9 protein-coding genes are annotated in these 15,745 nt (G+C 61.9%); 3 read left to right on the top strand and 6 right to left on the bottom strand.

Annotated elements, in window-relative coordinates; genetic code table 11:
- Positions 1–5: 5 nt before the first annotated feature.
- From ACQ4WM_RS17790 to dprA, 5 genes are all read right to left on the bottom strand, one after another.
- Positions 6–386 (bottom strand): hypothetical protein, encoded by a 381-nt coding sequence (locus tag ACQ4WM_RS17790; RefSeq protein WP_436547991.1) that lies wholly within the window; start codon positions 384–386, stop codon positions 6–8.
- A 168-nt stretch (positions 387–554) separates the two neighbouring features.
- Positions 555–2,027 carry a catalase gene (locus ACQ4WM_RS17785; RefSeq protein WP_436547990.1) on the bottom strand — a complete coding sequence of 491 codons (1,473 nt, stop codon included), beginning with the start codon at positions 2,025–2,027 and terminating at the stop codon, positions 555–557.
- A gap of 182 nt (positions 2,028–2,209) precedes the next feature.
- Positions 2,210–4,870 (bottom strand): DNA topoisomerase III, encoded by a 2,661-nt coding sequence (locus ACQ4WM_RS17780; RefSeq protein ID WP_436547989.1) that lies wholly within the window; start codon positions 4,868–4,870, stop codon positions 2,210–2,212.
- Between the two features lie 258 nt (positions 4,871–5,128).
- On the bottom strand, positions 5,129–5,593 hold the full coding sequence (locus ACQ4WM_RS17775) for a Smg family protein (protein WP_065308234.1): 465 nt from the start codon (positions 5,591–5,593) through the stop codon (positions 5,129–5,131).
- A 94-nt stretch (positions 5,594–5,687) separates the two neighbouring features.
- Positions 5,688–6,803 carry a DNA-processing protein DprA gene (gene dprA / locus ACQ4WM_RS17770; protein WP_436547988.1) on the bottom strand — a complete coding sequence of 372 codons (1,116 nt, stop codon included), beginning with the start codon at positions 6,801–6,803 and terminating at the stop codon, positions 5,688–5,690.
- A 255-nt stretch (positions 6,804–7,058) separates the two neighbouring features.
- Between dprA and def the strand changes: the two genes are divergently transcribed.
- A complete protein-coding gene (gene def, locus ACQ4WM_RS17765; RefSeq protein ID WP_436547987.1) occupies positions 7,059–7,601 on the top strand; it encodes a peptide deformylase in 543 nt (180 codons plus the stop codon).
- A 76-nt stretch (positions 7,602–7,677) separates the two neighbouring features.
- Entirely contained in the window at positions 7,678–8,634 is a 957-nt protein-coding gene (gene fmt / locus ACQ4WM_RS17760) for a methionyl-tRNA formyltransferase (protein ID WP_436547986.1), read from the top strand.
- A gap of 327 nt (positions 8,635–8,961) precedes the next feature.
- Here fmt and ACQ4WM_RS17755 read toward each other — a convergent pair whose 3' ends face one another.
- Positions 8,962–11,436, bottom strand: coding sequence for an IPT/TIG domain-containing protein (locus tag ACQ4WM_RS17755; RefSeq protein WP_436547985.1), 2,475 nt, complete (start codon positions 11,434–11,436; stop codon positions 8,962–8,964).
- 423 nt (positions 11,437–11,859) lie between these two features.
- Here ACQ4WM_RS17755 and metH point away from each other — a divergent pair, with 423 nt between their 5' ends.
- Entirely contained in the window at positions 11,860–15,633 is a 3,774-nt protein-coding gene (metH, locus tag ACQ4WM_RS17750) for a methionine synthase (protein ID WP_436547984.1), read from the top strand.
- Positions 15,634–15,745: the final 112 nt, after the last annotated feature.

The raw sequence follows: 15,745 nt of genomic DNA, 5'->3' as shown, positions 1-15,745 counted from the left end.
GGTTGTCAGGCGCGGGTGGCCACGCTCAGGCTGATGCCCATTTCGCTGAAGACGGCCAGGTCGCCCAGCGGCAAGTCCAGCGGGACTGCCGCCGGGGTGCCTGGCGCGTCGCCACCGCGCAATTCAAATTGCAGCTCGGCCACGATGCGCGGCATGCTGAAGGTGACGCCGCGCGAGCGGCATTCGGACAAATAGCTGCGTATGCGCGAAGGCAGGACCTGCGCCTGGCTGGCCTGGGCCACCAGCAATTCGAAACCGGAATCGAGATACACGCGGCCCGCGCCTTTCGGCTCGCCCTTGCGCCACTGGCGTTCGGGTTCGGTCGGCAAGACTTCCAGGATGGACTTGAGCGTGAGGTCGTCCCCATGCACGGTCAACTTTGCCATATTCATCGTCAAACTTTCTAGCCTGCACGCCACCAAAGCGGCCGCGTGATCGTCAAGCATCCTAGTCTACGCATGGTCGGCAACTATGTCCATGCGGCAATATTTGATAACTGCTTGATCTTGTGCGATATCAAGCCCGTCCCACATGGTGCGGGACGGGCCAGCCGCTTACGCCTGCTTGCCTATCGCTTGCATTGCAGAGCGCACACCGGCGCCGTAGGCCGGATCGGCGCGGTCGAAATGGGCCAGCTGGCGTTGCAAGGTTTCCTCGCGCACCTGACTCAGGGGACCGGCCAGGTTGTCGAACAGGTTCTGCTTGCCCTCTGGCGTCAGCAAACGGAACAGATTGCCGGCCTGCGTGTAGTCGTCTTCGGTGCCACGGCCGTCATGGCGCGCTGCAGCACCATCGATCACCAATGCCGGCTCGCCATGGCCCAGGCCCTGCGGCGCACTGCCGCTGGCGGCCACGTTGGCGTAATTGCGTGCCGAACCGCCATTGTTGACCGCCATCGCACCGTCGCGCTGCTGGTTATGGAAGGGGCAGCGGGCAGCATTCACCGGCAAATGCTGGTGATTGGTGCCGACCCGGTAGAGCTGGGCGTCGTGGTAGGCAAACAAACGGCCCTGCAACATTTTGTCAGGCGAATAGCCCATGCCCGGCACCGCATTGGCTGGCGAAAACGCGGCTTGCTCCACTTCTGCGTGGTAATTGTCGGGATTGCGGTTCAATTCGAAGATGCCGACCGGCAGCAATGGAAAATCCGCATGCGGCCACACTTTGGTCAGGTCGAACGGGTTCCAGCCCGTGCGCTGTTCCCATTGCGCCAGTTGCTCCTCGGTTGCCACCTGCAGTTTCACCTCCCACTGCGGGAAGTCGCCGCGCTCGATGGCGCCGAACAGGTCGCGCTGCGCGTAGTCAGGGTCGCTGCCGGCCAGGCGGCCAGCCTCGGTAGCCGACAGGTTCCTGACGCCCTGGCGCGTCTTGAAATGCCATTTCACGTAGACGCGCTGGCCGTCCGCATTGATCAGGCTGTAAGTGTGGCTGCCGAAACCATCCATATGGCGGTAGCCGTCGGGCGTGCCGCGGTCCGAAAACAGCATGGTGACCTGGTGCAGGCTTTCCGGCGCATGGCTCCAGAAGTCGAACATCATCTCGGCCGATTTCAGATTGCTTTGCGGATCACGTTTTTGTGTGTGGATAAAGTCGGGGAACTTGATCGGATCTTTGATAAAGAACATCGGCGTGTTGTTGCCGACCAGATCCCAGTTGCCCTCTTCCGTATAGAAGCGCAGGGCGAAGCCGCGCGGATCACGTTCCGTGTCGGCGCTGCCGCGTTCGCCACCCACGGTGGAAAAGCGCGCAAACATGGGCGTCTGCTTGCCCACTTCACTGAACAGCCTGGCCTTGGTGTAGGCGGAAATATCGTGCGTGACAGTAAATGTGCCATAGGCGCCCGAGCCTTTCGCGTGCACCACGCGCTCCGGAATGCGCTCGCGGTTGAAGTGCTGGAGTTTTTCAAGCAGGTGAAAATCTTGCAGCAGCAGCGGGCCGCGTGGGCCGGCGCTGATGGAATTCTGATTATCGGCCAGCGGAATGCCGGAAGCGGTGGACAGGGGAGTATTTGGCGGCGGCGTGCTCATGGTGCTTTCCTTCGTTGTTGACTGATGGACACAGTGTAACGAGGGAAGCGCCAAAGTAAAAGGTAATTGATTTTATCGAATCAATAGATATTTACAATGAAAGAGCTATCTGCCTGCTGCTGACCGGCAGACGAAAAAAAGCCAGGGAATTGCCTGGCTTTTCATTTTCTGCAAGCCGCTGCTTACTCTGCCGCTGCGGCCTTTTTGGCTGGCGCTTTTTTCACCGCCGGCTTTTTCACTGCCGCCGCTTTTTTCGCTGGCGCTTTCCTGACGGCGGCTTTTTTCGCTGGCACCGCACCTTCTTCGCCCTCAACTTCGGCGGCGGCCGCCTTGCCCTTGGCTGGCGCCTTGGCGCCCGGCTTGGCCTTGCGCTCTTCGAACTCGAAGCTTACCTTGCCGTCCTTGCCGCGTACCAGGAAGGCCTTGAACGGACGGCGCGTGCGCTGCGATACAAAACCGGGCAACAGGTCGGTCTTGCCTTCATTGAGCAGTTTTGCCATTTGTTCCGGCAAGATTTCCTGCTGCAAGATAATACGGCCGCTGCGGAAGTCGCACGTCTTGGGTTTTGCCACGCTGTGTTCGCACACATAGGCCAGGCCCATTTCATACACGCCGCCATTGCACTTGGGACAAGGTCCCAGCGCCGTCTGGCCCGTGAAGTCGACGCCCTCGCCGTCTTCGCTTTCGTCGTTCTGGCCGAAATCGAATTCCAGCTTGGAATTCTTGATTTCTTCATCGCGCACGATGCGCAAGATGGCGGCAAACGGACGGCCCATTTTCGAGCGGAAACCTTGCAGCGGGCCGATGGTGCGGTCTTTCAGCAATTGCTCCACTTCCGCGATTTCAAACTGGCGCGAGCCCGGCGTCTTGCTCATCGAAAAATCGCATTTGGTGCAGGCAAAGCGGCGGTAGTTTTCCTTCACCACGCTGCCGCAGTTCGGGCAAGGCGTGCTCAAGGTGGCGTACTCGCCCGGAATCGTGTCGTTGTCGTATTCCTTGGCGCGCTTGACGATGATTTGCGTCATCTGCGCGATTTCACGCATGAATTCATCGCGCGAAATCTTGCCCTTTTCCATTTGCGACAGCTTGTATTCCCACTCGCCCGTCAGCTCCGGCGCCGTCAGTTCGTTGACGCCGAGGCCTTTGAGCAAAGTCATCAGTTGCGATGCCTTGGCGGTCGGCATCAGTTCGCGCCCTTCGCGCAGCAGATAGCGTTCCGTCAGCAGGCCCTCGATGGTGGCAGCGCGCGTCGCTGGCGTCCCGAGTCCCTTGCCGGCCATCGCATCACGCAGCTCGTCGTCATCGATCAGCTTGCCCGCGCCTTCCATGGCCGACAGCAAGGTTGCCTCGGTATAGCGCGCTGGCGGCTTGGTCACCAGGCCGTTGGCGCTGACGCTTTCGGTCTGCACTTTTTCGCCCTTGACGACCGGCACCAGATTGCCGTTGCCATTGCTTTCCTTGTCGGCGTCGGTCGATGCTTCTTTGCCATAGATCGCCAGCCAGCCCGGATTGGTCATCACCTTGCCTTCAGTCTTGAACTGATGGCCCGACACTTCCGTGTAGCGCGTGGTGACCTGGAATTCGGCAGGCGGGAAGAACACGGCCATGAAGCGGCGCGTGACCAGGTCGTATAGTTTCTGTTCCGGCTCGGACAGGTTCTTCGGCGCGATCGTGGTCGGGATAATGGCGAAGTGATCCGATATCTTGGTGTTGTCGAAGATGCGCTTGTTCGGCTTGACCCAGCCCTTGTCGATAATCTGCTTGGCGAACTGATGGTAGTTGCTGTTCTGCTTGACCGTATCGAGCGCCTGCAGCACGGTCGGCATATAGTCTTCCGGCAAGTGGCGCGAATCGGTACGCGGATACGTCAGCACCTTGTGCTTTTCGTACAGTGCCTGGGCCAGGCCCAGTGTGTTCTTGGCGGAAAAACCGAAACGCGAGTTCGCTTCGCGCTGCAAGCTTGTCAGGTCAAACAGGCCCGGCGCCATCGAGGTGGTCGGTTTCGATTCTTCCGTGACGGTGCCCTGGCGGCCGCGGCAGGCAGTGGCGATCGAGTCGGCCGCCGTCTTGCTCCACAGGCGCTCGGCGCGTTTTTCCGGGTCGTTCTCGTCTTTCTTGAACTTGGTGTCGAGCCAGCGGCCTTCGTAGATGCCGGCCGCGCAGACGAATTCGGCGCGCACTTCCCAGAAGTCGCGCGGCACGAATTTCTTGATCTTGTCTTCGCGTTCGACCACGATCGACAGGGTCGGCGTCTGTACGCGGCCCACGGTAGTCAGGTAAAAACCACCCTCTTTCGAGTTGAACGCCGTCATGGCGCGGGTGCCGTTGATGCCGATCAGCCAGTCCGCTTCCGAACGGCAACGCGCCGCATCGGCCAGCGGCAGCATCTCTTCATCAGTACGCAGGTGGGCAAAACCGTCGCGGATCGCGCCCGGCGTCATCGACTGCAGCCACAAGCGCTTGACCGGCTGCTTGGCTTTGGCGTTTTGCGCGATCAGGCGGAAAATCAGCTCGCCTTCCCGCCCGGCATCGCAGGCGTTGATCAGGGTGGTGACGTCTTTGCGCTTGATCAGCTTGTTCAATACTTTGAGGCGCGCTTCCGTCTTGGCGATCGGGTTCAGCGCGAAATACGGTGGAATCATCGGCAGGTGCGCGAAACTCCATTTGCCGCGCTTGACGTCGAATTCTTCCGGCACGGCGATTTCCAGCAAGTGGCCAACCGCCGACGACAGGACGTATTCATCCGATTCAAAGTACTCATCGTGCTTGGTAAAGCCGCCAAGCGTCTTCGCGATATCGTTCGCGACAGAAGGCTTCTCGGCGATGATGAGGGTTTTTGTCATAGTTATTAGTCTCGAAAAATGCTCTAGGATAGTGTCAGCATGCGCATCATACAGTGCATTGCCGGGCGCCGACGCATTTGCTGCGCGGGGCCGTGTGACTTGTGGTCTTGTCAAGCGGCCAATGATAAGCGCCGATGATGGAAAACCGCAAGTTATCTAAAGACAACAATGCGCAGAAGCAAAGTCTATCGGCTGGCTTGGTGAATGGCGCGCAAAAAGCGGCGAGGGACAGGCATGGGCCGGTTCGCCCTGCCCGGTTCAATGTAGCAGGCGGGGCGATAATTCTTCATCGGAACCGAACAGGTCGTCGAACATCAGCGCGTCCGGTTCCTTGCCCTGGCTCCACAGCAGCATCAGCACGATGACTTTCAGCTTGCCCAGGGTAACCGGTGCTTCATCGAGAGCCAGCGCGCGTTCGATCACGATTTCGCGCTGCAGCGGCGACAGCACCTTGGCGCTTTCCAGGAACTGGATAAAGCCGATGGCGGCCGTGCCCAGTACGTCGGTTTCTTGCTGCACATAAAAGCGCGTGCCGGTGGAACTGGCGGTCAGCACTTGCTCGGCACCGGCCATCGCGTTCAGATCGGTCAGCCAGACCAGCGCTTCGGATATCTCCACGTCGTCAAAGCCAACGGCCGACAGTTTGCGCGCCAGCGCCGCCGGCTCGGGGCAGGCGTCGGGGCGATAATAAGTCTCGTAGAGATAAACCAGGATATCGAACATGACTCTACTCTATCAGCTAAGCTCGCTGCGACACAAGTGTGCCAGCCGACAAAGCAGCGCCGTGCGGCAAGGCCGCCACACAAATGACAAGCTGTCATTTGCAGCGTTGAAACAGTCCTCTCGGCAGGCGTTCCACCAGCCCCGCCATTTCCAGCGCCAGCAACTCGCCCATCACCTCGGCCATCGGCAGCTTGCTGCGCGCCGCGATGGTGTCGGCGTCGCAGGGGTCGTAGCCCAGCGCCGCCAGCAGGGGGTGGGCCGGCGCAGTCAGGAGGGGGTGGGCCGGCAGCGCCGCGCCGGCGACATCGGGCCACTGCAACTCCTGCAGCACATCGTCGACCGAATCGACCAGCTTGGCCCCCTGCTTGATCAGGGCGTGGCAACCCTTGGCCAGGGTGGCATGGATAGAGCCCGGCAAGGCGTAGACGTCGCGCCCGTACTCGCCGGCCAGGCGCGCCGTGATCAAGGAACCGGACTGCGCCGCCGCCTCGATCACCAGCACGCCACGCGACAGGCCACTGATCAGGCGATTGCGGCGTGGAAAATTGCTGGGAATGGCGGGCAAGCCCAGCGCATATTCACTGACGATGCAGCCTTGCACGGCAATCCTTTGCGCAAGCTCAAAGTTGCGCCGGGGGTAGACCAGATCAGCGCCGGTGCCGATCACCGCCACCGTTGCGCCCTCGCCGCGCAAGCCGCCCTCGTGCGCATGGGTGTCGATGCCCAGCGCCAGGCCGGATACGATCGTCAACCCCGCCTGGCTGAGCGCCTCGGCAAACGCGGCCGCGTTCTGCATGCCCTGGGTGCTGGCGTTGCGGCTGCCGATCACGGCAACGCAGGGCCGCGACAACAGTTCAGGGCGGCCGCGTACATATAAGAGCAGCGGTGGATCGGGAATTTCCAGCAGTTGCAAAGGATAAGCCAGGTCGGCCAGGGTCAGCACGGCATTGCCGGGCCGGCTCAGCCATTGCAAGGTGAGTTCCAGCTGGCTGTTGGCAACCGGCTTCGGTGGCAGCAGGATGGCGCGCGCCACGCCCGCCGGCACCACCTCGCGCAGCGCTTCGTAGGATGCGGAAAATATGCCCCGAGGCAAGCCGAAGCGCGCCAGCAAGGCACGCGCAGCCACCGGCCCCACGCCGGGCAGCCATTGCAGGCGCAGCCAGAACGCCAGTTCGCCGCCCCTGTCTTCGACCACCGTATTTGCATCCATGACACCCTCGCCATCCCGTCCCACGACGTCCGTCCTCCATGGTAGCGGCGCATCAGGACGGCCGATATCGACGGGCGCAACAAAGGTTCACACTTCGGTGCACGGTTCCTGGCGGCAAACAGCCTGCCTTGCACAGCGCGACGGGCGTCTGTGATAAAATTTGCCCTTCAATCAGCGTAAAACCACCGGCGATCCAGCGCCGCGCACAGCCTTCATGTGCCCAGCTAATTCAACCAGCCCAACAGTCCAATTCGTATGTCCATCTTAAATATCCTGCGTTACCCCGATCCGCGCCTGCACACCGTCGCCAAGCCGATCACCGACTTCGGCGACCAGTTGCAGACCCTGATCGATGACATGGCCGAAACCATGTATGACGCGCCCGGCGTGGGGCTGGCGGCGTCGCAAGTCGACCAGCACATCCAGATGATGGTGATCGACATCACCGAAGAAAAGAACCAGCTGCAAGTGTTCATCAACCCGGAGATCACCTGGGCCAGTGAAGAAAAGCAGGTTTATGACGAGGGCTGCCTGTCGGTGCCGGGCGTGTACGACGGCGTCGAGCGCCCTGCCCGCATCAAGGTGCGCGCGCTGGACCGCCATGGCAAGCCGTTCGAACTGGAAGCCGATGGCTTGCTGGGCGTGTGCATCCAGCATGAAATGGATCACTTGCTGGGCAAGGTCTTCGTGGAATACCTGTCGCCGCTGAAGCGCAACCGTATCAAGACCAAGATGGTCAAGGAAATCCGTGGTCTTGAACGCGAAGCGAGCCTGCGCGCGCAAAATCGCCGTTTCTGAAGCATGAACTGGTAAACTGGCGGGCATTGTCATACCCGCCAGGCCCAGGCCTGCGCACTTCACAACAAGGAACCCGATGAAAGTGATCTTCGCAGGCACGCCCGAATTTGCCGCTACCGCCCTGAAAGACTTGCACGAAGCGGGTTTCGAGATTCCCCTGGTGCTGACCCAGCCCGACCGCCCTGCCGGACGCGGCATGCAATTGCACGCTTCAGCCGTCAAACAGTATGCGCAGCAGCACGGCATCGAAGTGCTGCAGCCCTTGTCGCTGCGCATGGGCAGCCGCGACCCGCAGCGCGCGGCCGAAGCCAAAGCCGCCCACGAACGCCTGCTGGCGACAGACTACGATGTGATGGTGGTGGCCGCCTATGGCTTGATTTTGCCGCGCAGCACACTCGACATCAAACCCTGCATCAATATCCACGGCTCCCTGCTGCCGCGCTGGCGCGGCGCCGCGCCTATCCATCGCGCCATCGAAGCGGGCGACGATGAAACCGGCGTGACCATCATGCAGATGGAAGAAGGCCTCGATACCGGCCCGATGCTGGCCATCGAACGCGTGACCATCGAGGCCGGCGACTCGACCGCCACCCTGCACGACAAGCTGGCCGCCCTGGGCGGACAGATGATCGTCGCCACCTTGCGCAAGATGCAGCAAGCGCCACTGGTGGCCGTGCCCCAGCCGGAAGCGGGCGTCACCTACGCGGCAAAAATCGCCAAGGACGAAGCAGCGCTTGATTTTTCACAGGGGGCGCTGGAACTGGGCCTGAAAATCCGCGCCTTCAATCCCTTCCCCGGCGCCTGCGGCCAGGTCGACGGCGTGGCCATCAAGATCTGGGCCGCCGAGGTGCTGGAAGCGGACAGCCCGCAGCCGCCCGGCCAGGTGCTGGCGGCCGACGCCCAGCATGGCATCGTGATGGCCTGCGGCACGGGCGCACTGCGCCTGACGCATTTGCAAAAGCCGGGTGGCAAACGCTTGCCCGCAGTGGAATTCATCAAAGGCTTCCCGCTCGAAGGCAAGCGCTTCGTTTAACAAGCCAGCGCGCCATAACCCCACCGCACCCGCGAAAAAATCGCTGCTTGACATGATCTCGTGCAGTTAGAAAACCTACGCTACCTGTAAACCTGCAAAACGAATTAAAACCTCAGGCGCCCGCACAGGCCCTCCGGGCCAAGCGGACCCGAAAAATGTCGAGGGCAAGGCGCAGCGACGACGACAGTACGCATGTACGGCCAGGAGCTGCAACGCCGCCATCGGCATTTTCTCGGGTTCGCGTCTCCAGCCCGCCGTTTTTACGTTTTTAGCCTTTCAATGCACTGGGCAGCTTAACTGAACCGCATTACCGCTTCTTGCCCTGATTTATTTCCGCGCCACCGCCACCATGCGGCCACGCACGGACGACGACAGGCTCACTTCAAAGCGGCCGCCGGCCGGCAAGGCGCTGACATCAACCGAGGCGCTGCCGCCGGTCAGAGCGCTGGCGACGACGGTCTTGCGACCATCGGCGGCCACGTGCAGCACGGCTGCATACGGCTCGGCCTCGGCATTCCACGAGAGGACCAGCTTGCCGGCACTTTGCGTGGCATCAAGGCTGGCGGCGGTGGCGGCACGGCGTACCTGGCGCTCGAGCTTGCTGACCACCTTGCCATTGGCCAGCACATCGATATCGCTGATGTCGCCCGGATTGGCAAAGCTGACACGGAAGTGGCTGACGTCGGTGCGGCTGTCGGCCAGCATCTGCGCATCGAATGGCACATTAATGGTCTGTCCCGATGCCGTCAATATCCGCAGGCTGTATGTGGCGCTGCTGTCCGTCGCGTAGACACGGGCTGTGGCCGAGGCTACTGCCGGGTGCAGTTGCACGCCATGGGCGGTGATGCGGCCCGAAATCGTCAGGTAGCCATTCTCGGCAGGCATGACGCTGGCGCCGACGGAAGCGCCGCGCTGGTTCAGCGTATTGCGGTTTTCCAGGAATTGCTGGATGCGGGCATAGCTGTAGTCCGAGAACCAGGCCCCGCTGCAATAGCCCATCACGTCCTTCATCTGCCTGGTGCTGCCGTTGCTGGTGTAGGTGGCCTGGCTCAGCTGGCCGATGGCGGTGCCGTAGTTGCTGTTGTACAGTGGCTGGCTGCCCAGGTCACCGTTCGCATACGGATAGTCGGCGGCGGTATTGCTCGCCGAACCGCAGGCGACGTGCTGCAGCGCATGGTTGTGGCCGATTTCATGGATCATCGTCGTCAACCACTCGGGCCAGGCATTGCCAAAGGCATCCCGCGAGGCTGTATTGGTGGCGCTGGCGTCCAGGCCGATCGCCGACGGACTGGCGCGACCCGATGCACGGTCACTGATATAGGCCAGGCCAGCGGTGCGGCTGGCCGACATCTGCGTGGCGAAACCATAGTAAAAGGCGCTGCTGTCTTCCTGGCTGCGCGCCGCTTCGAGCTTCGGCAGGGTCTCGCTCCACCAGGTGTCGAGCGCACTGCTGCCCCCAACGTCGAGCGGCGCGCGCCTGGTGATGGTGATGTCGTCGGGAGCGTACGGATACACGCGCACGATGGCGGCGCGGATCACTTCCGGATCAGGCAGGGCGGAGGTGCCGTCGCTGGTGGTCAACGGCACCAGCACCAGGTGCATCCTGGCGGCCGACGACACCGCCGGCGCGGCTTGCTGGCTCACTTGCGTGCCATCGTTGCCGACGGCAGTCACGCGCACCTGCAGGCCGGGCTGTATCCAGCTGGCCGGCAGGGCCGCGCTGAAGTTGCCGTCGAAACTATACGCATTGCGCGTGGTTGGCAAGGTGGTGGGGCCGGTCAGCACCAGGCTGCCCAGGTTGGCGCCGGTCGACGAGGTGGCCGCCAGCGTGACCGCCGGGCTGCTGCGCCCGGCCAGGGTACCGAGCACCGACACGCGCACGGCGGCAGGCTTGCCACGCGTCAAACGCAGCGCCGCATCGCTGGCGCTCAGGTTCAGCACTTGCGAAAAATCGATGGCGCCCAGGGTGAAGCCGGCCACGGTGCCGGCATTGACGGCGGCGCGCGACGGCGCCGACAGCATCAGGTTGCCGGTGGCCGTGCTGGGCGCCGAGACGCGCAGTTCGGTGGCGCTGGCGCTGACGATGGTGGCACTGGTGGTGCCGATGGTGGCGCCGGTGACCTGATCCAGGTTGCTGCCGGCCACGGTGACGATCACATTGCTGCCGCTGATGGCGGTGCTGATCGAAGTCACGCTAACGGTCGGCAAGACCGTGAAAGCAGCGCTGGTTTGCGCTTCGTTGAAGCTACCGCGCACGGTCAGCTGGCCCGTCACGGCGCCGACCGGCACCACGAAGGTCACGCTGCTGTCGCTGCGGCTTTGCACGGTGGCAGCGCTGCCGTTGGCAAACACCACTGCCGTCACATTGCCCATGCCCGCGCCCGTAATGGTCACGCTGCTGCCCACTTCGCCAGCGCCTGGAGTCAATTGGTTGACCGTCAATGGCAGGTAGACCGTGATGGCCTGGCTGGTGGCCACCGTGCCGCTGGCAGTCACCAGGCTCAAGGCACCGGCCACCGGCGTGGCCGGCATCGCCAGGGTGGCGCTGGTGGCACTGACATTGCTGCTGGCCACGGTCACGCCGCCGATCTGGAAAGCCGTCACGCGGTCAAGGTTGCTGCCAGTGACAGTCACGCTGGAACCGATGGCTGCAGTGTTGGCCGAGACGGCCGTCACGGCGGACACCACCGCCGGGGCGGCCACAGGCGTAGTCGCCACCGCCGTGTCGGCACCACCTCCACCGCCGCCGCAAGCGGACAAACCCAGCATGGCGATCAGTGCAATCAGCAAGTGGTTTTTCATGGCTGGCATCCGTATCTGCGAAACCCGGCGGCAGGACAAGTGAAGGAGGTATCTGGCATATCGGTGGCTTTGGCGAGAATATTGATGCTAGGAATCCATATTATGATTGAATAAAATTCCTATGAACAACTATTAATGCGCTATCCAACATTAACAGCTTTCTCTTCCGGCAAAACAGACCGGCAGTCCTGAAGTGTTGCGCAGATGGCCTGCCGGCAAGCGTCAGGGGCTTTTGCCCGAAACCAAAACTGCCTGATGCCGTATAATTTTAGACCCGGTGTAATCAGGCGATTGCCACCTCCTGCCAGCCTATCCAGCCGGCACACTCCGTCGGCTGACCCTGCTGACCTGCATCGCCTTTCCACCGCGCCGCCGCCCGTTGCCTATTGAAAGCATGAAATGACCGATACCATGATCCCCGCCATGTCCCCGACCGAAGCCTCCCTGCGCGCCATCATGGCGCGCCGGATCATGATCCTCGATGGCGCGATGGGCACGATCATCCAGCAGTACAAGCTCGACGAAGTGGCCTATCGTGGCGGGCCGCAGGGCCGCTTTATCGACTTCGCGGCACCAGCCGACTCGGGCGCGCGCGAATTGTTCGTCAAAGGCAATAATGAACTGTTGACACTGACGCAGCCGCACATCATCCAGGAAATCCACGAACGCTACCTGGCGGCCGGCGCCGACCTGATCGAAACGAATACCTTTGGCGCCACCACCATCGCCCAGGACGACTATCACATGGCGCACCTGGCCTACGAGATGAACGTGCAGGCGGCCAGACTGGCGCGCGCCGCCTGCGACAAGTATTCCACGCCGGACAAGCCGCGCTTCGTGGCCGGCGCGCTGGGGCCGACGCCGAAGACAGCCTCGATTTCACCAGATGTGAACGACCCGGCCGCGCGCAATGTCACCTTTGACCAATTGGTGGCGGCCTATCTGCAGCAAACCCAGGGCCTGGTCGAAGGCGGCGCCGACGTGCTGCTGGTGGAAACCATTTTCGACACCCTCAACTGCAAGGCGGCGCTGTTCGCGATCGACCTGTTCTACGAACAGCACCCGGACGTGCAGCGTTTGCCCCTGATGATTTCGGGCACCGTCACCGACGCCTCGGGCCGCATCCTGTCTGGCCAGACCGTGCCCGCCTTCTGGAATTCCATCCGCCATGCGAAACCGCTGACGATAGGCCTGAACTGCGCGCTGGGCGCGGCCCTGATGCGCCCGTACGCGGAAGAACTGTCGAAAATCGCCGACACCTTCGTTTGCATCTACCCGAACGCCGGCCTACCCAACCCGATGAGCGACACGGGTTTTGACGAGTTGCCGGAAGATACCTCTGCCCTGCTGCGCGAATTTGCCGACGCGGGCTTTTTGAACATGGCCGGCGGCTGCTGCGGCACCACGCCAGAGCACATCAAGGCCATCGGCGAGCTGCTGGCGAACAATACGCCACGCACCATCCCGGCAAAAAGCCACGACCTGCGCCTGGCCGGCCTGGAGCCGTTCGTCATCAATGACGAGTCGCTGTTCGTCAACGTGGGCGAACGCACCAACGTCACCGGCTCGAAGGCGTTTGCGCGCATGATCCTCAACGAGCAGTATGACGAGGCCTTGTCGGTAGCGCGCCAGCAGGTGGAAAACGGCGCCCAGGTGATCGACATCAATATGGACGAGGCGATGCTCGATTCGCTGGCCGCCATGACGCGCTTTTTGAACCTGATCGCCTCCGAACCCGATATTTCACGCGTGCCCATCATGGTCGACTCGTCGAAATGGTCGGTGATCGAAGCGGGCCTGAAATGCGTGCAGGGCAAGGCCATCGTCAACTCGATTTCCATGAAGGAAGGCGAAGCGGAATTCCTGCGCCAGGCCACCCTGTGCCGCCGCTACGGCGCGGCCGTGATCGTGATGGCATTCGATGAAAAGGGGCAGGCGGACACCTTCGAGCGCAAGATCGAGATCTGCGCGCGCGCCTATCACCTGCTGGTTGACGCGCTCGACTTCCCGCCGGAAGACATCATCTTCGACCCGAACATCTTTGCCGTGGCCACCGGTATCGAAGAGCACAACAACTACGCAGTCGACTTTATCAACGCCACGCGCTGGATCAAGGAGAACCTGCCACACGCCAAGATTTCCGGCGGCGTGTCGAACGTATCGTTCAGCTTCCGCGGCAACGATCCGGCCCGCGAAGCGATCCACACCGTGTTCCTGTACCACGCCATCAAGGCTGGCATGACCATGGGCATCGTCAACGCCGGCATGGTCGGCGTGTACGACAACCTGGACCCGGAGCTGCGCGAGCGGGTGGAAGACGTGGTGCTGAACCGCCGCGAAGACTCGACCGAACGCATGATCGAATTTGCCGGCACGCTGAAAGCGGGCGGCGCCAAGGCCGACGCGCAGAACCTGGCCTGGCGCGAAGGCACGGTGCAGGCCCGCCTGTCGCATGCGCTGGTGCACGGCATCACGCAGTTCATCGTCGAAGACACGGAAGAAGCGCGCCAGGAGCTGTTGCACAACGGCGGGCGACCGATCCACGTGATCGAAGGCCCATTGATGGCCGGCATGGACGTGGTCGGCGACCTGTTTGGCCAGGGCAAGATGTTCCTGCCGCAAGTGGTGAAATCGGCGCGCGTGATGAAGCAGGCCGTGGCCCACCTGATTCCGTTTATCGAAGAAGAAAAGCTGCTGGAAGAAAAGCGCACCGGCATCGTTGCCAAGCCGAAGGGCAAGATCATCATGGCCACCGTGAAGGGCGACGTGCACGATATCGGCAAGAATATCGTCACCGTCGTGCTGCAATGTAATAATTTCGAAGTGGTGAACATGGGCGTGATGGTGCCGTGCTCGGAAATCCTGGCGCGCGCCAAGGTGGAAAATGCCGACATTATCGGCCTGTCGGGCCTGATCACGCCGTCGCTGGAAGAAATGGCTTATGTGGCCAAGGAAATGCAGCGCGACGACCACTTCCGCATGCTGAAAATTCCGCTGCTGATCGGCGGCGCCACCACCAGCCGCGCCCACACGGCCGTCAAGATTGCCCACAACTACGAAGGCCCCGTGATCTACGTGCCGGACGCCTCGCGTTCGGTGTCGGTGGCGCAGTCGCTGCTGACACCCGAGCAGCGCGACAAATACGTGGAAGACATCGAACTCGATTACGCGCGCATCCGCGAGCAGCACGCCAACAAGAAGGCGCTGCCGATGTTGTCTTTGGCCAAGGCGCGCGCCAACAAGATGGCGCTGCCGTTTGACGGCGCCTGCACTCCCGTGAAACCGAAGTTCATCGGCCGGCGCGTGTTCAAAAATGTCGACCTGGCCACCCTGGCCCAGTATATCGACTGGGGCCCGTTCTTCCAGACCTGGGACCTGGCAGGCCCCTTCCCCGCCATTCTGACCGATGAGGTGGTGGGCGACGCGGCCACCAAGGTGTATGCGGAAGGCCAGGCGCTGCTGAAAAAGCTGATCGACGGGCGCTGGCTGACGGCCAACGGCGTAGTGGCGCTGCTGCCGGCCAACAGCGTCAACGACGACGATATCGAAGTCTATACGGACGATACGCGCAGCACCGTGGCGTTCACCTACTACGGCATGCGCCAGCAGGGCGTGAAACCGGTGGTCGACGGCGTACAGCGGCCGAACCAGTGCCTGGCCGACTTCATTGCACCGAAGGACTCGGGCGTGAAAGATTACATCGGCATGTTTGCCGTGACGTCCGGCCTGGGCATCGAGAAATACGAAAAGCGCTTCGAAGACGCGCATGACGACTACTCGTCCATCATGCTCAAGTCCCTGGCCGATCGCCTGGCCGAAGCGTTTGCCGAATACCTGCACGAACGCGTGCGTACCGACTTGTGGGGCTATGCCACCGGCGAACAGCTGAGCAATGACGACATGATCGCCGAAAAATACGTCGGCATCCGCCCGGCGCCCGGCTACCCGGCCTGCCCCGAGCATACGGTCAAGCGCGCCATGTTCGACGTGCTGCAGGCCGAAGAGATCGGCATGCAGCTGACCGAATCGTACGCCATGTTCCCCGGCGCAGCCGTGTCCGGCTTTTACTTTGCCCACCCGGAATCGAAATACTTCGTGGTCGGCAAGATCGATGCAGACCAGGTGGACGATATGGTCAAACGCCGCGGCGTGCCCAGGGAGGATATAGAGCGCTGGCTGGCACCGAATTTGTCGTAAGGTGAAAAAAACCCGCACAAAAAACAATGTGCGGGTTTTTTTAAAGACTTTCCGGGACTGCACAGCATCTGACAAAACCGTAGCGAGCGGAAAGGAGAGGTGGCTGAGAAGC

This window comes from Janthinobacterium longum, assembly GCF_051380735.1.
In the GTDB taxonomy this organism is placed as follows: domain Bacteria; phylum Pseudomonadota; class Gammaproteobacteria; order Burkholderiales; family Burkholderiaceae_D; genus Janthinobacterium.
This window is presented reverse-complemented; position numbering and strand designations above follow the sequence as displayed.